A 20,200-nucleotide genomic window follows, 5' to 3' on the forward strand; every position below is an offset into this window, starting at 1 on the left:
GAGATCGACTGGGGGGACTATGTTCATCACTTGGGGATCGAAGACGGTCAGCCGCGATCTGGGGCCGGACGGGCGCAGACATTGCCCGACCTGCGAATGCCAGCGCGGTTTCTACAAGCATCTGGCGTATCGCGTGCATCACATCATGTGGCTGTTCCGCTGGCCGACCGGGGTGCGCTACGCCAGCCGGTGCGATCAATGCGGCCATGGCGCGCCGATCGATGCGGTGCAGGTGCGCGCGGATCTCGGCAAGTCGCCGGTCGCGTGGATCGATCGCTACGGCTGGCTGCTCGGCATCGCCGCGGTCGCCGCCTTCTTCCTGTGGGCGATCCTGTCGGACCCGCATCCGCCGGTGCGCTGATCCGCGATCGTGCAGGGGGTGACGGACGCGGCGGCTTTGGCTAGGCGTCCCACGCATGAAGCACGCTCTCTCCGTCACCCGCGCACAGGATTTCGCCGCCTGGTATCAGACCGTCATCGCCGAGGCCGACCTCGCCGAGGAATCGGGGGTGCGCGGCTGCATGGTCATCCGGCCGTGGGGCTATGGCATCTGGGAGCGGATCCAGCGGCTGCTCGATGACCGGATCAAGGCGACCGGGCATGAGAATTGCTATTTCCCCCTGTTCATCCCGCTCTCCTATTTCGAGAAGGAGGCGGAGCATGTCGAGGGCTTCGCCAAGGAGATGGCGGTGGTCACGCACCACCGGCTGATCGGCGACGGCAAGGGCGGGCTGGTGCCCGATCCCGCCGCCAAGCTGGAGGAGCCGCTGGTCGTGCGCCCGACGTCGGAGACGGTGATCGGCACCGCTTTCTCGCGCTGGGTCCAGTCGTGGCGCGATCTGCCGGTGCTGATCAACCAATGGGCCAATGTCGTGCGGTGGGAGATGCGCACCCGCATGTTCCTGCGCACCAGCGAGTTCCTCTGGCAGGAGGGCCATACCGCGCACGCCACCGCCGACGAGGCGCGTGACGAGACGCTCAAGATGCTCGAAGTCTATCGCAGCTTCGCCGAGGAGTGCCTCGCGCTGCCGGTGGTCGCGGGCGAGAAGCCGGAGAACGAGCGCTTCCCCGGCGCGGTCGCGACCTACAGCATCGAGGCGATGATGCAGGACGGCAAGGCGCTGCAGGCGGGCACCAGCCATTTCCTCGGCACCAACTTCGCCCGCGCGCAGAACATCCGCTTCCAGAACGCCAGCGGCGAGCTCGAACTCGCGCAGACGACGAGCTGGGGGGTGAGCACGCGGATGATCGGCGGCGTCATCATGGTGCATGGCGATGACGACGGCCTGCGCGTGCCGCCGCGGATCGCGCCGTGGCAGGTGGTGATCGTGCCGATGCTGCGCGACACGCCCGAGGACGAGGCGCTGATCGCTTATGCCAAAGAGGTGCAGGCGGCGCTCGCCGGCCTGTCCGCGCTCGGCGAGCCGGTGCGCGCGCTGCTCGACCTCAAGCCCGCCAAGGCGGCGACCAAGCGCTGGGGCTGGGTCAAGAAGGGCGCGCCGATCGTCGTCGAGATCGGCGGGCGCGACATGGCGGGCGGCAACGTCTCGGTGATCCGCCGCGACCGGCTGTATCGCGAGGACGGCAAGCTCGATTCGCAGGTCCTGCCGCGCGACGGTTTCGTCGCGGAGGTGCCGGCGCTGCTCGCCGCGATCCAGCAGGCGCTGCATGACGAGGCGCGCGCGCGGCTGACCGCGGCGATCGTCCCGGCGGCGGATTTCGCCGCGGTCGAGGCGCATTTCGCCGAGGGGGCGGTCAACCCCGGCTGGGTCGAGGTGCAATGGTCACGTCCGACCGGCGCGGCGCTCGACGCGGTGGTCGAGCGGTTGAAGGCGCTCAAGCTGACGATCCGCAACGCGCCGTCCGATGCGGCGGCGGCGGACGGGACGTGCCTATTCACCGGCGCGCCGGCGGTGGAGCGGGTGTTGCTGGCGCGGGCGTATTGAGGGGCTTTCGCTAACGTCCCGCTCCCGTCCTCCCCCTTCGCGGCTACGCCGCTTTTCCCCCTCCCGCCGGGAGAGGGAAGAGGTCGCGCAGCGACCGATAGGGTGAGAGCAGGGCGTGACGCTTGTGGCCTTAACCGCCCTAAGCCCTACGCTTCGTATGTCGCGCCGACGTGCGCCTCGCCCCGTGCCTCGGCGAGCTGGACCTGGCGGTGGCGTTCGGCGGCGCGCGCCCTGGCGGCGTCGTCACGCGTGGCGTGGCAGCGCGGGCAGCTCACGCCTTCCGCATAGAGCGGCGACTGGCGATCGTCGGCGGAGACCGGCATCCGGCACGCCCGGCACAGGCCGTGGCTGCCCGGCGCGAGACCGTGGCCGACCGCGACGCGCTCGTCGAAGACGAAACATTCGCCCTGCCATGCGCTCTGCGCGGCGGGTATCTCCTCCAGATAGCGCAGGATGCCGCCCTTGAGGTGGAAGACGTCGGCGACGCCCTCCGCCTTGAGGAAGGCGGTCGCCTTTTCGCAGCGGATGCCGCCGGTGCAGAACATCGCCACCTGCTTGCCGCCGGCAAGCAGTTCGTCGCGATGCGCGCGGAACCAGGCGGGGAAGTCGCGGAAGCTGTGCGTCTGCGGATCGATCGCGCCGGCGAAGCTGCCGACCGCCACCTCGTAATCGTTGCGCGTGTCGATCACCACCGTCGCCGGATCGGCGATCAGCGCGTTCCAGTCGGCGGGCTCGACATAATGGCCGGCGGCGAGCGGATCGACATCTTCGACGCCCATCGTCACGATCTCGCGCTTGAGCCGCACCTTGGTGCGGTGGAACGGCATCGTCTCGGCGCGCGCCTCCTTGACGTCGAGCGTCGCACAGCCGGGAAGCGCGCGGATATGCGCGAGCACCGCCGCGACCCCCGCGTCGGGACCGGCGATCGTACCGTTGATCCCCTCGGGCGCGAGCAGCAGCGTGCCCTTCACCCCGGCGGCGAGACAGGCGTCGAGCAGCGGGCCGCGCAAGCCGGCAGGATCGTCGAACGGGGTGAAGCGATAGAGCGCGCAGACGCGGAACGGCGACATGGCGGCGCTGTAGCGGCTCGCGCCGCCCGGCGCAAAGTTGGGGCATGACGTTGCCGGGTCCAATCCCTATCTTCGCTGCGTGAAACATAAAAACAGACCCGGTCTGCCGACGCAGGCGCAGATCCTCCAGTTCATCGAAACCTCCGACGTGCCCGCCGGCAAGCGCGAGATCGCCAAGGCGTTCGGGCTCACCGCGCAGGAGAAGATCGCGCTGAAGGCCTTGCTCAAGGACATGGCCGACGAGGGGCTGATCGACAGCGCGCCCGGCCGCGCCTTCCACAAGATGGGGGGCTTGCCCAAGGTGACGGTGCTGCGCGTCGCCGACGTCGATGACGGCGGGACGGTCTGGGCAGTGCCCGATCGCTGGGAGGCAGAGACGCCGCCGCCGCGTCTGCGGGTGCGCGAGCGCAAGCGTGGCGCGCTCGGCATCGGCGAGCGCGTGCTGGCGCGCACCGAGCAAGCAGGCAACGGCTGGATCGCGCATCCGATGAAGGTGCTCGCCAAGGCGTCCGAACAGGTGCTCGGCGTGCTGCGGCGCGAGGGGGAGCGCTTCTGGCTGACCGGGGTCGAGAAGAAGGACCGCCGCGAATTCCCCGTCTCCGATACCGGCGGTGCCGAGGCGGGCGATCTGGTGATGGCCGAAATGACCGGCCGGCCGCCGCGGATCAGCGTGCGCGTCGTCCAGCGGCTCGGCGATCCGTTCGCACCGCGCAGCTTCTCGCTGATCGCGATCCACAAGCTTGGCATCCCCGACGTGTTCACCGGCGATACGCTGGACGAGGCGGCGCGCGTCTCCGAACTGCCGCTCGGCGACGATCGCGAGGATCTGACGCACCTGCCGATCGTCGCGATCGATCCCGCCGATGCGCGCGACCACGACGATGCGGTGTGGGCCGCGCCCGACGACGATCCCGCCAACAGCGGCGGCTGGCAGGCGGTGGTGGCGATCGCCGACGTCAGTTTCTACGTGCGGCCGGGATCGGAGATCGACCGCGAGGCGCGGCGTCGCGGCAATTCGGTCTATTTCCCGGATCGGGTGGTGCCGATGCTGCCCGAGATCCTGTCGGCCGAGGTATGTTCGCTCAAGGAGGGCGAGGATCGCGCGGCGCTGGTGTGCCATCTGCAGATCAGCCGGTCGGGGGCGCTGAAGAGCTGGCGGTTTACGCGCGCAAGGGTGCGGATCGCGGCGAACCTGGCGTATGAAGAGGCGCAGGCGATTTCTAACTCATTCCTCCCCGGCACGGGGAGGGGGACCAGCGAAGCTGGTGGAGGGGGGGCGCCATCAGCGACACCGCCCGAGGAAGCGCCCCTCCACCACGCCGCTGCGCGGCGCGGTCCCCCTCCCCGTGCCGGGGAGGAATTGCGCGAATCCCTCCGCCACCTCTGGGACTGCTGGCGTGCGCTCGCCAAGGCGCGCGACGCGCGCGAGCCGCTCGATCTCGATTTGCCGGAACGGCGGGTGGTGCTCGACGAGATGGGGCGGATCATGTCGGTCGCGCCGCGCGAGCGGCTCGATGCGCACCGGCTGATCGAGGATTATATGATCGCCGCCAACGTCGCCGCCGCCAAGGCGCTGGAGGTGAAGAAGGCGCCGGTGATGTACCGCGTCCACGAGCCGCCCAGCCGCGAGAAGCTCGTCGCGCTCAAGGACTATCTCGAAACGTTCGACGTGCCGCTGGCGCTCGGGCAGGTGATCCGCCCGGCGACCTTCAATCACGTGCTGGCGCGCGTCGGCGATGCCGACTTTCGGCCGCAGGTGATGGAGCAGGTGCTGCGCACCCAGACCCAGGCCTATTACGCGCCCGCCAACCAGGGGCATTTCGGCCTGTCGCTCGGCTCCTATGCGCATTTCACGTCGCCGATCCGGCGCTATGCCGATCTGCTCGTCCACCGCTCGCTCGTCGCCGCCTATCGGCTCGGCGAAGGCGGGCTCGGCCAGACCGACGCGGCGGCGATGGACGTGATCGGCGAGACGATCAGCGGCTATGAGCGCCGGGCGATGGAGGCGGAGCGCGATACGATCGACCGCTATGTCGCCGCCTTCCTCGCCGAGAAGGTCGGCGAGACGGTCGGCGCGCGGATCACCGGCGTACAGAATTACGGCTTCTTCGCGACGGTGGAGGGGATCGGCGGCGACGGGCTGATGCCGGTGCGCGATCTCGGCGGTGAATATTTCCGCTTCGACGAGGCGTCGCGCACGCTGGTCGGCGAGCAGAGCGGCGAGGCCTATACGCTCGGCCAGCGCGTCGAACTGCGGCTGGCGGAGGCGAATCCGGTGTCGGGGGCGCTGCGCTTCGAACTGCCCGGCGGCAAGGGGGCGGCGCCGGGTGCGCGGCACGTCTCGTCATCGCGCAAGGACCGCGTCATCAAGCACCGCGGCCGGCCGGCGAACATCCGCCATCAGGGCAAACGGCGGTGACCGCGCGGCTGACGCGTGAGCCGTCGCGCGGCACGGTGCGCGACCGCTATCTCGTCCGCGGCAGCATCGCGCCGCAATTCGTCGCGGCGCATGCGGTGACCGCGGACGATGCGATCGCCTTCACCCCGCGCGACGCGCGCGAGGCGCGCGCCTTTGCGGCAATGATCGCCGACGGATCGATCCGCATGCCGGCGGCCGGGCGCTTCTGGTTCGACATGGATGCCTATGAGACCGCCGCGGCGGCGAGGCGGGCGCGGCGCGTCCCGGTGCTCGTGCTGGTCGCGCTGCTGATCGCGGGCGTGGCGGTGGTATTCTATCGCGGGTGAGTGGGCATTCGGTCGAATCGCCGCCTGCCGATGCCACTAAGTAAGTGAATCCGTACGGCTTCCGAAGAGAACCTATAATTGCTGGCGCGATCTTCCCAATTCTGCCTACGATAAGAGACTGCCGATAGTCGGGCAGGGGCAACAAAGCTCTTGGGGAGGGGCGGATGCGGCGGTGGTTCATCGGGGGAATCGCGCTCGCGATACCGGGCGGCAGCGCGGCACAAACCGCAGCGCATGCACCGCCCGGCGATATCGTCGTCGTCGGCGAGAAGCTGCGCGGCTCGGCGATCGGTGACAGCGCGCCGGTGGCGGTGCTCGATGCGCAGGCGATCAAGGCGCTCGGCGCGAGTCGGATCGACGATCTGCTGCGGCTGCTCAAGCCGCTCACCACCTCGAACAGCGGCGCCGATCCGGTGTTCCTGCTCAACGGGCGGCGCATCTCGGGCTATGAGGAATTGCAGACGCTGCCGCCCGAGGCGATCGAACGTACCGAGATCCTGGCGGAAAGCGACTCCGCGCGTTTCGGTTTTCCGCCGACGGTACGGATCACCAACTTCATCACCAAACGCCGCTTCCGTGCACTCGAGGCGAGCGAGGACTCGTCGACCACGACAGAGGGCGGCGGCAGCGCGGCGACCTTCCTGCTCGGGTCGACCCGGCTCGACAAGGATCGCCGCACCTCGGTGACCCTGTCGTACGAACGGCAGGATCCGCTCCTCGCATCGCGTCGCTCGCCGGCGCCCGACCCCGGCGTGCTCTATGATACGATTGGTACGATCGCGGCGCCGGCGGGCGGATCGGTCGATCCGGCGCTCGATGCGCTCGCCGGACGGCCGGTGACGAGCGTGTCGGTGCCGGGCGATCCGGGCGCGCGGGCCACGCTTGCCGGTTACGCCGCCGCGGCGGCGGGGCCGCGGCGGATCACCGATCTCGCGCCCTATCAGTCGCTCACCAGCCGCGACCAGCTGCGCGTCAATGCGACGCACGCGATGCCGATCGGCAGGACGGTGACCGGATCGCTCAACCTGTCGATGGATGCGCAACGCGGGATGGGCCTCGCCGGCCTGTCGACCGCGGCGCTGCGCGTCCCCGCCGGCAATCCTGCCGCGCCCTTCGCCGGCGACGTGCTGCTCTACCGCTATCTGCCCGAGGCGGGGGTGCTGGCGCAGCGGACGCGCGCGCTGACGCTGCACGGCGGCGCGACGTTGCAGGGCAGCCTGCGGCGCTGGCTGTGGTCGGTGACCGGCAGCTACGACCGGAGCCGGACCAGCGCGATGGTCGATCTCGGCGTCGATACCGGCGCGGCGCAGGCGGCGATCGATGCCGGCGCCGATCCGTACCAGCCGTTCGATGCGGCGTGGCTGCGCCAGCGCGAGGTCAGCCGCAGTCGCACGCTCGCGCGGACCGTATCGGCCAAGGCCAACGTCACCGGGCCGCTGCTCGCGCTTCCCGCCGGCGATGCGCGCGTCACGCTGACCGCCGACGCCGCCCGCACGTCGAGCGCGGGGCGCTCCACCGCCGCCGCGACGCCGCCTTTGCGCCGCGATACGGAGAGCGCCAACGTCGCCTTCGAGCTGCCGCTCGCCTCGGCGGAGCGCGGCATCCTGTCGCCGCTGGGGACGCTCACCGCCAATGCCGGCATCGGTATCGCTGCCGTGTCCGATTACGGCAGCCTCGCCAGCCGCAACCTCGGGCTGATCTGGGCACCGCGCAAGCGGGTGCAGATCACCGCCTCGACCAGCGTCAGCCGCACCGCGCCGGAGATCGCGCTGCTCACCCAGCCGGTGGTCGCGGTGCCCAATGCCCCCTTCTTCGACTTTCTCACCGGCACCAGCCCGCTGGTCACCGTGGTCGCCGGCGGCAATCCCGCGCTCGGCCCGCAGCGGCGGCAGATCGATACCGCGGGTATCGGCTGGCAGCCGTTCCGCGGCAAGGAGTTGCGGTTCAACCTCGACTATATCGAGACGACGACCGACGGCCAAGTCAGCTATCCGGTCGGCGGCACCGATGCGTTGCAATCCGCCTTCCCCAACCGGTTCGAGCGGGATGCCGCCGGCCGGCTGGTGCTGGTCGACCTCCGCCCGCTCAATCTGGCGCGCGAGCGCGAGCGCAAGCTGCAGGCGCGCGTCTCGCTGTGGACGATGCTTGGGGCGAAGCCGCCCGAGCCACCGCCGCCCGCCAAGGAAGCGCCACCGCCTCCGCCGCCCAAGCCGCGACCGTCGCTCTATACGTTCGTCACTGCCACCGCCCGGATCGATGATCGCCTACTGCCCCGGGTGGGACAGCCTGAGCTCGATCTGCTCGCGGGGGAGTCGGTCACCGGTAACGGCGGACGAACGCGCTACGAGGTGCAGGGCACGCTCGGTGGCTCGGTGGGTGCGGTCAACGGCGGCGTGTTCGGCATGTGGCAGGGGGCGACGCGCATCCGCAGCCCGATCGCCGCGTCGGACCTGTCCTTTTCGGGACGGACCTTCCTGGCCCTCTACAGCACGATCGATGCGCAGAAGATCGCGAACGGCGCGGCCTGGGCGAAGAGCCTGAGCTTCCAGTTCAACGTCAACAACCTGCTCAACACGCGCACCGTCGTGCGCGATCGCAACGGCATGACGCCCTATCGCTATCAGCGCGCCTTCCTCGATCCCTATGGCCGGATGGTCAAGCTGACGGTGCGCAAGCTGTTCTGAGCGGCCACGAAAAAGGGCGGCCCGTTGCCGGACCGCCCCCTTCGAACCCCAAAGGGCCGGATCGCTTAGCGCTTCGAGAACTGGAAGCTGCGACGCGCCTTGGCGCGGCCGTACTTCTTGCGCTCGACGGTGCGGCTGTCGCGGGTCAGGAAGCCTGCCGCCTTGACCGGCGCACGCAGCACCGGCTCGAAGCGGGTCAGCGCCTGGCTGATGCCGTGCTTGACCGCGCCGGCCTGGCCCGACAGGCCGCCGCCCTTGACGGTGCAGACCACGTCATACTGGCCCTCGCGCTCGGTGATGCCGAACACCTGGTTGATGACGAGGCGCAGCGTCGGCCGCGCGAAATAGACTTCCTGATCGCGACCGTTGATCGTGATCTTGCCCGAACCCGGCTTGAGCCAGACACGTGCGACGGCGTCCTTGCGGCGGCCGGTCGCATAGGCGCGGCCGTATTTGTCGAGCATCTGCTCACGCAGCGGCGTGACGGGCAGCACCTGCGTCGGCGCGGCGGGGGCGTCGCCCTCAGCAGCGGCGGCGGGCGCACCGGTGGTCGCCGGAGCGGCCTGGGTCAGCGACGCGAGGTCGGAAAGCGACTGGCGATTGTCGGTCATTACGCGCCCACCTTGTTCTTGCGGTTCATGCCCGCGATATCGAGAACGTCCGGGTTCTGAGCTTCGTGCGGATGCTCGCTGCCCTTGAAGATGCGCAGGTTGCGCATCTGCTCACGGCCGAGCGGGCCGCGCGGGATCATGCGCTCGACGGCCTTTTCGAGCACGCGCTCCGGGAAGCGGCCGTCGAGGACCTTGGCGGCGGTGACGCCCTTGATGCCGCCGGCATAGCCGGTGTGCTTGTAATAGACCTTCTTCGCGGCCTTGTTGCCGGTGAAGCGGATCTTGTCGGCGTTGATGACGATGACATTGTCACCGCAGTCGACGTGCGGGGTGAACGACGTCTTGTGCTTGCCGCGCAGGACGTTGGCGATGATCGTCGCCGCGCGACCGACCACCAGGCCGTCGGCATCGACGATATGCCACTTCTTCTCCACCTCGTGCGGCTTGGCCGACTTGGTGGTCTTCATGAGCGCCTTCATGGCGTTGGACCTTTCGGTTTGAAACGAGGCACGCCGCCCGTCGCCGGGCGGCGTGATTGGTCGCGCTACTGCTGGAACGACCCCCAAAAGTCAAGCAAAGCGCGGCTTTGCTGACGGGTAAAATGATACCTGAGGGTCAGGCGGGGCGGCGGCCGACCGCGTGGGCGGCGCAGACGGTGGCGATCAGCAGCAGTGCGGCATTGGCCTGATGCGCGACGGCGAGGTCGATCTGCACGCCGCTGAGCAGGGTCGCGATGCCGAGCCCGATCTGCAACGCGACGAGGCCGATCACCCAGCGTCCCGCGCCCGAGCCCATCCGGATCGCGCGCACCGCGAGCCAGACCAGCCCGGCGGCGGCGGCGAACGCCCACCAGCGATGGATGAACTGGACGACGACCGGATTGTCGACCGCGTTGCGCCAGCCGGGATCGACCATCGGCACGCCGGCCGGAAACAGCGCGTCGCCCATCAGCGGCCAGCTTGCGAAGGCATAGCCGGCGTCGAGCCCGGCGGTGAAGGCGCCATAGATCAGCTGGACGACGAGCAGCGCAAGCGCGACCGCCGCGATCCGCGTCAGCCGGGCCGGTCGGGCGAGCGGGTTGTGGTGCAGCGCGATGAGGTCGAGCGCGGTCCACACGATCCCTGCGAGGATGGTGAGCGCGGTGAGCAGGTGCACCGCGAGGCGGACGTGGCTGACGTCGGTCCGCACCGACAGGCCCGAGGCGACCATCCACCAGCCGATCGCCCCCTGCAAGCCGCCGAGCGCGAGCAGCGCGACCAGCCGCCAGCCGTAACCGGCGGGGATGCGCCGCCGGATCGCGAACCACAGCAACGGCAGGCCGAAGGCGGCACCAATCACCCGGCCGAGCAGGCGATGCGTATATTCCCAGAAGAAGATGCGCTTGAACCCGTCAAGCGTCATCCCCTGGTTGAAGGCGGCATATTCGGGAATGCGCTTGTAGCCGTCGAACTCGGCCTGCCATTGCGCCTGCGTCAGCGGCGGGATGATGCCGCTGATCGGCTTCCACTGGGTGATCGACAGGCCGGATTCGGTCAGGCGGGTGATGCCGCCGACGACGACCATGGCGACGATCAGCGCGGCGACGACGATCAGCCAGCGCGCGACGCTGCGCGGCCGGACAGGCGAGAGGAAGGCGGCGCTGGGTTGAAGCATGGCAGCGTCATACGCCTTTTGGCGGCGGCTCGCCAGCAGCGATCGGATTGATCGCGCGCGATCGGAGCAGGCCTTCAGACCCGAGCGGTGCTTCCCCCGGCGATGGCATGCTGTAAGACAATCGTCCGCATCTTGGCGGCGGCGGCCGTGGGTCGGCGGGGTGCCCGTTGCAGATTGGTACGAGGCGACGGCGGCGCTCCCTCGCCATGCCGAAGCCGTTCCCGCATCCACGGTTCGGCAAAAGCACAAGCCGTTGATTGCGCGGCGCAGTGGACCCCGGAACACGCCCGGGGTGACGATTGGTCGAGGGGCGCGCACACGTCGTTGAGATTCCCATGGTGGCAGACGGTTGGCACCGCACCCGCGTCGATGCATGGCGCTAGCGCAACCGCGATGATAACCGTGACCGGCAAGTGCGGGAGGACGAGCGATGACGTGGTTCGATCGGTTCGGCTGCTCGGTGCCGCTGATCCAGGCACCGATGGCGGGGGTGGCGACGCCCGCGCTCGCCGCCGCGGTAAGCGAGGCGGGTGCGCTGGGATCGATCGGCGTCGGCGCGACCGATGCCGCCGGGGCCCGCGCGATGATCGACGCGATACGCGCCGCGACCGATCGGCCGTTCACCGTCAATCTGTTCGTCCACCGCACGCCCGACGCGGATGCGGCCCGCGAGGCGGCGTGGCTCGCCGCGCTGGCGCCGGTCTTCGCCGCCTATGACGCCGAGCCCCCCGCGCGTTTGCATTCGCCGTATCGCAGCTTCGCCGATGATGTGGAGATGCTCGCGATGCTGGTCGAGACCGCGCCGCCGGTGGTCAGCTTCCATTTCGGCCTGCCGCCCGCGGCGGCGATCGCGGCGTTGCGCGCGGCGGGCAGCGTGCTGCTCGCCACCGCGACCAGCCTTGCCGAAGCGCGCGCGATCGAGGCGGCGGGGATCGACGCCGTCGTCGCGCAGGGGATCGAGGCGGGCGGCCATCGCGGCAGCTTCGATCCCGCCGCGCCGGACGATGCGCTCGGCACCGTCGCGCTGACCCGGTTGCTGGTCCGCGACGGCGGGCTGCCGGTGATCGCCGCCGGCGGTCTGATGGACGGCGCGGGCATCGCCGCCGCCTGTGCGCTCGGCGCGGTGGCGGCACAGCTCGGCACCGCCTTCGTCGCCTGTCCGGAATCGGCGGCGGACGAGGGCTATCGCGCCGCGCTGGCGGGCGAGGGGGCGTGGCATACGCAGCTGACGACGCATATCTCGGGGCGGCCGGCACGCGCGCTGGCCAATCGGTTCACCGCGTTCGAGCCGGACGTCGCGCCGCCCGACTATCCGATCGCTTATGCCGCCGGGAAGGCGCTTCACGCAGCCGCCCGGGCCCACGGCGAGCATGGTTATGGCGCGCATTGGGCGGGGCAGGGTGCGCCGCTCGCGCGGGCGATGCCGGCCGCCGACCTGGTCGCGACGCTACGGCGGGAATGGCATGCGGCCGGCGCGGGACGTGAGTCGCCTGCATAGGACAATGTCAATGTCACTTCTTTGCAACATACCGCAACATTTTGAAACGCGCTGACATTTACGATTACATCAGGCGCCCTGGCCGGTTAGCTGCGCGGCAGCAGGACAGACTCGTTGTCCTTCCAGTGCACAGGGTATCTCATGTTAGCAGCGTATCGTCACCGCCTCCTTGCCACCACTTTGCTCGTCGGCGCCGTATTCGCCGTGCCGGCCCAGGCGCAGGATAGCGCGCTGCCGACGCAGGGCACCCCCGCCGACACCACCAACGATCAGGCGGCGAGCCCCGCCGCGACCGGCGTCACCCCCGCCGGCGACGATGCGACCGCGCCGGGCGCGCCGGCGCCGGGCGGCGACATCGTCGTCACCGGCTCGCGCATCGCCTCGCCCGCCGCCGCCAGCGCCTCGCCGTTGCAGGTGATCGGCGCCGAGCAGATCCAGCAGCAGGGCGCGATCAACGTCCAGGAAGTGCTGTTGCAGAATCCGGCGTTCGGCACGCCCGGCATCAGCCGCACCAATTCGTCGTTCGCAACGCAGGGCGCCGGCGCCGCGACGGTCAATTTGCGCAACCTCGGCGAGGATCGCACGCTGGTGCTGGTCAACGGCCGCCGCTTCGTCTCGGGCCAGCCGGGCAGCCAGGCAGTCGACCTCAACGTCATCCCGACGCAGTTCATCGACCGCGTCGACGTGCTGACCGGCGGCGCCTCCGCGGTCTACGGCTCGGACGCGGTCGCGGGCGTGGTCAACATCATCTACAAGAAGAATTACGAAGGCCTCCAGGCGGATGGTCAGGTCGGCATCTCGCAGCGCGGTGATGGCGCCGACCGTCAGGTCAGCCTGCTCGGCGGCAAGAATTTCGCCGACGGCCGCGGCAACATCATGCTGTTCGGCAGCTATTCGAAGCAGGGCACGGTGCTGAAGCGCGACCGGTCGACCGAGGCGGGGTCCAGCGCGGTCGATTCGACCAGCCTCGCGAACCTGACCGGCGATCTTGGCGATCTGTTCACGCCCGCGCGTCCAACTCTGTCGAGCTATGCGCCGGGCGGCCGTGTCTTCGCCGGCGACCAGACCTTCAGCTACAACACGGGTTCGCTCGTCAACTGCTCTGACATCAGCTGCGGCGGCTTCAACCGGTCCGACTACCGCTATCTTGCGGTGCCGGTCGAGCGGTACGTCGCCGCCGGTCGTGCGACCTTCGAAGTATCGCCAGCCGCGAACCTGTGGGTCGAGGGCAATTACGCCAAGACCAAGGTCAACACCGTGATCGAGCCGTTCCCGCTCGATTCCACCTTCAATGTCGTCGGGGCCAGCGGCCAGGTGCCGATCCAGACGGTCGTCGGCGGCGTCACCTATCGCAACCCCTATGTGCCGGATGCGATCTTCAACGCGGCAACCGATACCGATGGCGACGGGCTGCGTGACATCAGCTTCGATCGTCGGCTTGCCGACTTCGGCAACCGGACGAGTTCGGCGGACCGCGATCTGTTCCGCATCGCCGGCGGCCTGACCGGCAAGTTCGCCGGCGATCGCTGGGGCTATGAGCTTTACGGCATCTACGGCCAGAGCAAGGAGCATCAGGACGGGACGGGCCAGTTCAACACGCTGCGCTTCCAGCAGGCGCTCAACGCCTATACCGATCCGGCGACCGGCCAGGTGGTCTGCGCCGATCCGGCGGCGCGCGCGGCCGGCTGCGTTCCCGCCAACATCTTCGGCATCGGCACCTTGGCGCCCGCGGCGGGATATCTTGCCGCGCCGACCTTCCTCGATGCCAAGGTGACGCAGACCGTGTTCGGCGGCAACGTCACCGGCAAGCTCTTCTCGGTGTTCGGTGCCGATCCGGTCGGCGTCAACATCGGCACGGAATATCGCCGCGAAACCAGCAGCAACTCCTTCGACCTGCTGACGCAGCAGGGTCTGAACGGCAACAATGCGCTGCCCGCGACCAGCGGCCGCTTCCACTTGTGGGAAGGGTTCGGCGAGGCGATCGTGCCGCTGTTGCAGGACCGGCCGTTCTTCCACTCGCTCAGCTTGCGTGGCGCGGTTCGCGTGTCCGACTATTCGACGGTCGGCACCACGGTCAGCTATAACTACGGCGGCGAGTGGGCGCCGGTGCAGGACGTCCGCTTCCGCGTGATTGCGGCGCGATCGGTCCGGGCGCCCAATATCAATGAGCTGTTCCAGCCCGCGCAGCAGGATTTTCCGAGCGGCCTGCTCGATCCCTGCACCGGCGTGACGCTGGCTTCGACGGGCACCTTGGCGACCCAGTGTCTCGCCGCAGCGGGCGTTCGCGCCAACATCGCCGCCAACAACGGGACGTTCACCGTCAATCAGAGCGATCGCCAGGGCATCACCAGCTTCGGCGGCGGCAACATCAACCTGCAGGAAGAAAAGAGCGACAGCTTCACTGCCGGCGTGGTGATCAATCCCCGTTCGGTCAGCGCGCTGCGCAACCTCGTCCTGACGGTCGATTACTTCAACGTGCGGATCCGCGATGCGATCATCTTCACGCCGCTGCAGTTCACGCTGTCGCAATGCTATGATCAGGGCAACCAGGATTACTGCACCCAGGTTGTGCGCCGCGCCGCCGCGCAGGGCGGCAACAGCGCCGGCTCGATCGATCAGGTCAACACCACCTATCGCAACAGCGGCGGGACCAAGACGTCGGGCGTCGACACGACGGTGACCTGGCGTCAGAATCTCACCGACTGGGGTCTTGCCGGCACGTTGAACCTGCACGGGTCGTACACGCATCTCATCTCCGGCTACACGGTGCCGGTGCCGGGATCGTCGCGCGACTATTTCGCGGGGGAGATCGGTGCATCGCGTGACCGGTTCACCATCAACGGCTCTTACGATCTCGGTGGCGTCGGCCTGACGATGACGGGGACTTGGCTCGGCCAGGCGAGCGTCGACGATCAGTTCACCGGTGAGCGGCCGGGGTCCGACCCGCGGGTTCGCGTCCGCCCGCAATTCTACCTCGACTCGCAGCTGCGCTTCCGCACCAACGACAAGTTCGAGTTCTTTGTCGGCGGCGACAATCTGCTCGACAACAAGCCGCCGTACCTCGCAGACGTCAGCAGCTCGGCGGGGCAGGACACCGATGCGGGCACCTACGACCCGCTCGGCCGCCGTTACTATGCGGGTGTGCGCATCGCCTATTGAGCGAGATTATTAACCTGCCACGCAAAAGGGGGCGGTCGCTGCGGCGGCCGCCCTTTTTTGTCGCCCGGCATCGGGGCGAGGGCGTAATCACCGGTTGTCGGATGGTAGCGCTATCGATAAGCTTCGGGAAAACAAGGGCTTGGGGATACTCCCCGGCTCGCACCGCCGGCGGCAGACCGGCACCCAGTGGAGACGATGCCTGTGACCCGATGGAACCGGACCCTGTTGCTTGGCGTGGCGAGCGCCGCGATGCTCGTCGGCATCGGCCATGCCCAGACGCTGACCGTCACGCCGGCGGAGACGCTCGAGACGCAGGGCCTCACCGTCATCGTCGACCAGAATCACTTCAGCCCGATCTTCTTCGACGAGAAGAATGCCGGCATCCAGATGGTGCTGCACGGCGAGCGGATCGCCACCGACGGCGCGGTGCGGCTCGACCGCACGCCCGAACAATGGGCGCCGGTGCCCGAATTCGTCAGCCGCAGCCTCGGCAACGAACCCAATCAGGTCGTCGTCCGCTCGGCGTTCAAGCAGCAGCAGCTCGCCTATAGCGTCAAGGTCACCGCCGAGCCGGGCGGCTTCCGCATCGCCGTCGACCTCGATCAGCCGCTGCCTGCGGCGCTGGCCGGCAAGGCGGGCTTCAACCTCGATTTCCTGCCCTCCGCCTATTTCGGCAAGACCTATCTGACCGATACGGCGCCGGGGCTGTTCCCGCGCCACCCGACCGGGCCGATGGCCAAGGACGGATCGGGCGATCCGCTGCCGCTGGGGAGCGCTACCAAGGCGATCACGCTGTCGCCCGAGGACCCGCTGACCCGCGTCAGCATCACCTCCGACACCGGCCGGCTCGACCTCTATGATGCACGGGCGCGGGCGCAGAACGGCTGGTTCGTCGTCCGATCGCTGATCGCGCCGGGCGCGCAGAAGGATGCGGTGGTCTGGCACGTCCGGCCCAATGTCGTGAAGAACTGGACGCGCGATCCGGTCGTTTCGTTCAACCAGGCGGGCTATACGCCCGGCCGCGCCAAGGTCGCGCTGATCGAGCTCGACCCGAACTTCAAGGCGCCGGCCGAGGCGGAGCTGGTCCGCCTCACCGCCGACGGCACGCAGTCGGTGCTGCGCGCGCGCACCCAGACGCGCGGCCATTGGACGCGCTACGACTATGCCGCCTTCGACTTTTCGTCGGTGCGCGAGCCGGGCCTCTATGCGATCCGCTATGCCGGCCGCACCACCAACCCGTTCCGCATCGCGCCCGACGCCTATCAGCGGCTGTGGCAGACCTCGCTCGACACGTTCATCGCCGAACAGATGGATCACGTCGGCATCCGCGAACAATATCGCGTCTGGTCGTCGCCCTCGCATCTCGACGACGCGCGGCAGGCGCCGCCCAACATCACCCATTTCGACGGTTACAAGATGGGGCCGAACCTCGATTCGCCGTTCAAGGCGGGCGAGCATATCCCCGGCCTCGCGGTCGGCGGCTGGCAGGACGCCGGTGATTACGACATCCAGACGCCCGAGAATGCCGCGGTGACGCGCGATCTGGTCTGGGCGCGCGAATTGTTCGGGCTCGACTGGGACGAGACGAGCATCGACGAGGCGGCGCGCAAGGTCGAGATCCGCAGGCCCGACGGCATCGAGGATGCGGTCCAGCAGATCCGCCACGGCACGCTGCAATTGCTCGCGCAATACAAGGTGTTCGGACACGCCATCGTCGGCATCGTCGATCCGTCGCTGCGCCAGTACGCGCATCTCGGCGATGCCGGGTCGCAGACCGACAACCGGCTCTATGACGCGAAGCTCGGCAAGGACGAGATCAGGGGCAATGCCTCGGGCACGCCCGACGATCGCTGGGCCTTCACCACCGATCTGCCCGCCAACAACCTCGCCGTCGCGGGCGGGCTTGCCGCCGCCAGCCGGGCGCTCGCCGGCAGCGACCCGAAGATGGCGGGCGAGGCGCTCGCCGCGGCCAAGGTGCTGTGGAGCAAGCAGCAGGGCGGGGTGGTCAAGGCCGGCGACGGCCGCGACGATTCCTCGTCGCCGCGCTCGGCGGAGGCGGCCAATGTCGTCGCGACGGTCGAGCTGCTGCTCACCACGCGCGATCGCGTCTATGCCGATCGCCTGCGCCAGTTGCAGCCGGTGATCGCGCAGAACTTCCCGTGGCTCGCCGGTGCGGCGGTGCGGGCGATCCCGCTGATGGACGCAAACTATCGCGCCGCGCTGGTACCGCTGGTGCAGGACATGAAGGCCAAGGCGGACGGGCCGATGACCGCCAATCCGTTCGGCGTGCCGATCAGCGACGGATCGTGGGCGGGATCGAACCAGGTGGTCAGCTTCGGCACGACCATGTACCTGCTGCACAAGGCGTTTCCGGAGATCGTCGGCACCGCCTACACGCTCAACGCGATCGACTATGTGCTGGGGCGCCACCCCGCCAACAATCTGTCGCTGGTCTCGACCGTCGGCACCGCGTCGAAGCTGATCGGCTATGGCCATAACCGCGCCGATTACAGCTTCATCCCGGGCGGGATGGTGCCGGGCGTGCTGATCGTCAAACCCGATTATCCGGAGGCGAAGACCGACTGGCCGTTCCTGTGGTTCGAGAACGAATATACCGTCAGCACCACCTCCGCCTATATCCTCGCCGCGCGGGCGGCGGCGGTGGTCGCGGCCGAGACGCAGTGATGCGGCGCCGCGGTGGCGGACTGGTCGCGGCGGTGGGAATCGCGCTCGCACCCGCCGCCGCCGCGCAGTTGCCTGTCGGGCCGGTGCTGCCGCGGGTGGCGCCGCCAATCCCCTCCGATGCGCCGCACCGCATCGTCATCCCCAACCGGCCCGATCCGGTGCCGGTCGTCCTCCACGTCGCCGGCACCGGCAGCGACGACGGCGACGGTTCGGCCGCGCATCCCTTCGCGACGCTGCTGCGCGCGCAGGCGGCGGTGCGGCGGCTCAACCGCGATCACGATGTCACCGTGCGGATCGCCGCCGGTGCCTACCGGCTCGCCGCGCCGTTGCGCTTCACCGCCGATGACGGCGGGCAGAACGGCTATACCGTGCGCTGGGAAGGCGCGGCGGGCGCCTATCCGATCGTGTCGGGCGGCGTGCCGGTCACCGGCTGGACGCGCGCCGACCGCGGTCGCGACATCTGGGTCGCGGCGATCCCGCGCGGCAGCGATCCCTTGCAGCTCAGCGTCGCGGGCCGGCTCGCCAGCCGCGCCGCGATCGAGATCCCGCGCGCCGCAGTCGCCTTCACGCCGGCCGGGCTGACGATCACCGATCCGGCGTGGCGGGCGCTCGCGCAACTGCCCGATCAGCGCCGGATCGCGGTCGAGGGGATGAGCTGGTTCACGCATCGCCATGCGATGGTCGAGCGGATCGAGGGCGACCGCATCGTCATGCAGCAGCCCGGCTGGCGCAACAATCTGGTCGGCTATGACACGCTGGCGCGGCCGGTGTCGGCCGAGGTGGCGCGGCTGTTCCTGGTCAATGCGCTCGCCTTCCTGCGCGAGCCCGGCCAATTCTATGCCGATCCCGCCGCCGGTCGCCTCTATTACAAGCCGCGCGCCGGTGAGGTGATGGCGCGCACCGCGGTGGTGATGCCGCGGCTCGAATCCCTGCTGTCGATCGCCGGGAGCCACGACCGTCCCGTCGCCGACCTGCAATTCCGCGGCCTTTCATTCAGCGATACGAGCTGGCTGCAACCGGCGAGTGCCGAGGGCTATGCCAGCCAGCAGAGCGGATCCTATCTGTCCGGCGAGCTGCCCGACTATCCCGCCGATCCGATCCGCGACTGCAGCTGGGGCTGCCGCCCGTTCGAGGCGATGCGTAACCGCTTCCGCCAGCAGCCCGCCGCGGTACAGGTCGCGGCGGCGCGGCGCATCGTCTTCGACGACGACCGGTTCGCGCAGCTCGGCCAGGTCGCGCTCGGCATCGGCAACAATCCCGACGCCAACGATGCCGGCATCGGCCTCGGCGCCAGCGCGATCGAGGTGACGCGCAGCGCCTTCACCGATCTCGCCGGCGGCGCGATCATGGTCGGCGGGGTGCAGCCCGATGCGCATCACCCGCAGCGGCCCGAGATGGGGCTGCGCGATATCGTCATCCGCAACAACCGGATCAGCCACGTCTCGCGCGATTACAAGGAACAGTCGGCGATCCTGGTGACCTATGCCTCGGGCACGATCATCATGAACAACGACGTGTCCGACGCCCCCTATGACGGCATCGACGTCGGCTGGGGCTGGGGGACCAACGATCCCGGCGGCAGCGCCGAATACTGGCGCGGCCAGCGCGGCTATTACGACGCGCCGGGCAATCGGGTCTATGACACGCCGACGACGTTGCGCGACACGGTGATCGTCGGCAACCGCGTCGCCCGCGTCAAACAATGGTTTCCCGACGGCGGCGCGATCTACCATCTGTCCGCCGATCCCGGCGCGCTGATCGCCGAGAATTACGTCGCCGATGTCGCCGGATCGGGCGGCATCGCCATCTATCTCGACGAAGGCTCGCGCTACGTCACCGTCCGCAACAACGTCATCGATCGCGTCGGCGGCGTCTGGCTGACGCTCAATTCGCAGGACCATATCGCGCCGCGGCGCACCGCGATGGACAATCGCGCCACCGGCAATTGGTATAATTCGGGCCGGTTGCAGGGCGGCTGGACCGACTATCTCGACAATCGCGCCGAGGCGAATGTCGCGGTGACCGGCGACGCCTGGCCGGCCGCGGCGAAGGCGGTGATCGACAGGAGCGGCGTCCAGCCGGCGGCGGCGCGATAACGACAGGGGGTGCAACAATCGCGCGGACGCTTCGTTCGTCGCGCATCCCCCCT

At 69.0% G+C, this 20,200-nt stretch carries 13 protein-coding genes; 9 read left to right on the plus strand and 4 right to left on the minus strand.

All coding sequences use genetic code 11. The annotated features are described in order from the left end of the window. The first annotated feature begins 19 nt into the window (after positions 1–19). Both BW41_RS01120 and proS read left to right on the plus strand, forming a co-directional pair. Positions 20–361: a hypothetical protein gene (locus tag BW41_RS01120; RefSeq protein ID WP_037530462.1), complete on the plus strand. Its 342-nt coding sequence runs from the start codon at positions 20–22 to the stop codon at positions 359–361. Between the two features lie 55 nt (positions 362–416). Beyond that, positions 417–1,946: a proline--tRNA ligase gene (gene proS / locus BW41_RS01125; RefSeq protein WP_037530464.1), complete on the plus strand. Its 1,530-nt coding sequence runs from the start codon at positions 417–419 to the stop codon at positions 1,944–1,946. A 146-nt stretch (positions 1,947–2,092) separates the two neighbouring features. On the opposite strand, the gene trhO is transcribed toward proS, so the two are convergent. Beyond that, complete coding sequence (gene trhO / locus BW41_RS01130; RefSeq protein ID WP_037530465.1) at positions 2,093–3,016, minus strand: oxygen-dependent tRNA uridine(34) hydroxylase TrhO; 924 nt, start codon at positions 3,014–3,016, stop codon at positions 2,093–2,095. Positions 3,017–3,095: 79 nt separating this feature from the next. Between trhO and BW41_RS01135 the strand changes: the two genes are divergently transcribed. The 3 genes from BW41_RS01135 (at position 3,096) to BW41_RS01145 (ending at position 8,445) form a co-directional block, all read left to right on the plus strand. Then, positions 3,096–5,435 carry a ribonuclease R family protein gene (locus BW41_RS01135; RefSeq protein ID WP_037530466.1) on the plus strand — a complete coding sequence of 780 codons (2,340 nt, stop codon included), beginning with the start codon at positions 3,096–3,098 and terminating at the stop codon, positions 5,433–5,435. Then, positions 5,432–5,761 carry a hypothetical protein gene (locus BW41_RS01140; RefSeq protein ID WP_037530468.1) on the plus strand — a complete coding sequence of 110 codons (330 nt, stop codon included), beginning with the start codon at positions 5,432–5,434 and terminating at the stop codon, positions 5,759–5,761. The genes BW41_RS01135 and BW41_RS01140 overlap by 4 nt, the downstream gene beginning before the upstream one ends. A gap of 164 nt (positions 5,762–5,925) precedes the next feature. After that, entirely contained in the window at positions 5,926–8,445 is a 2,520-nt protein-coding gene (locus tag BW41_RS01145; protein WP_051583154.1) for a TonB-dependent receptor, read from the plus strand. 65 nt (positions 8,446–8,510) lie between these two features. On the opposite strand, the gene rpsI is transcribed toward BW41_RS01145, so the two are convergent. From rpsI to BW41_RS01160, 3 genes are all read right to left on the minus strand, one after another. Continuing rightward, on the minus strand, positions 8,511–9,056 hold the full coding sequence (gene rpsI, locus BW41_RS01150) for a 30S ribosomal protein S9 (protein WP_037530471.1): 546 nt from the start codon (positions 9,054–9,056) through the stop codon (positions 8,511–8,513). Continuing rightward, positions 9,056–9,535 carry a 50S ribosomal protein L13 gene (rplM, locus tag BW41_RS01155; RefSeq protein WP_037530473.1) on the minus strand — a complete coding sequence of 160 codons (480 nt, stop codon included), beginning with the start codon at positions 9,533–9,535 and terminating at the stop codon, positions 9,056–9,058. Before rplM ends, rpsI begins: the two co-directional genes overlap by 1 nt. A 136-nt stretch (positions 9,536–9,671) precedes the next feature. Beyond that, complete coding sequence (locus BW41_RS01160) at positions 9,672–10,709, minus strand: COX15/CtaA family protein (protein ID WP_037530476.1); 1,038 nt, start codon at positions 10,707–10,709, stop codon at positions 9,672–9,674. A gap of 430 nt (positions 10,710–11,139) precedes the next feature. Here BW41_RS01160 and BW41_RS01165 point away from each other — a divergent pair, with 430 nt between their 5' ends. The 4 genes from BW41_RS01165 to BW41_RS01180 all read left to right on the plus strand — a co-directional run bounded on the left by BW41_RS01165 (position 11,140) and on the right by BW41_RS01180 (position 20,147). After that, positions 11,140–12,207: an NAD(P)H-dependent flavin oxidoreductase gene (locus BW41_RS01165; RefSeq protein ID WP_037530478.1), complete on the plus strand. Its 1,068-nt coding sequence runs from the start codon at positions 11,140–11,142 to the stop codon at positions 12,205–12,207. Between the two features lie 141 nt (positions 12,208–12,348). Then, complete coding sequence (locus tag BW41_RS01170) at positions 12,349–15,366, plus strand: TonB-dependent receptor plug domain-containing protein (protein ID WP_081792820.1); 3,018 nt, start codon at positions 12,349–12,351, stop codon at positions 15,364–15,366. Positions 15,367–15,567: 201 nt separating this feature from the next. Next, on the plus strand, positions 15,568–18,051 hold the full coding sequence (locus tag BW41_RS01175) for a glycoside hydrolase family 9 protein (RefSeq protein WP_235199450.1): 2,484 nt from the start codon (positions 15,568–15,570) through the stop codon (positions 18,049–18,051). Further along, positions 18,051–20,147, plus strand: coding sequence for a right-handed parallel beta-helix repeat-containing protein (locus BW41_RS01180; protein ID WP_037530480.1), 2,097 nt, complete (start codon positions 18,051–18,053; stop codon positions 20,145–20,147). Before BW41_RS01175 ends, BW41_RS01180 begins: the two co-directional genes overlap by 1 nt. The last annotated feature ends 53 nt before the right edge of the window (positions 20,148–20,200 follow it).

It is taken from the genome of Sphingomonas sp. RIT328, assembly GCF_000632225.1.
Taxonomy (GTDB): domain Bacteria; phylum Pseudomonadota; class Alphaproteobacteria; order Sphingomonadales; family Sphingomonadaceae; genus Sphingomonas; species Sphingomonas kyungheensis.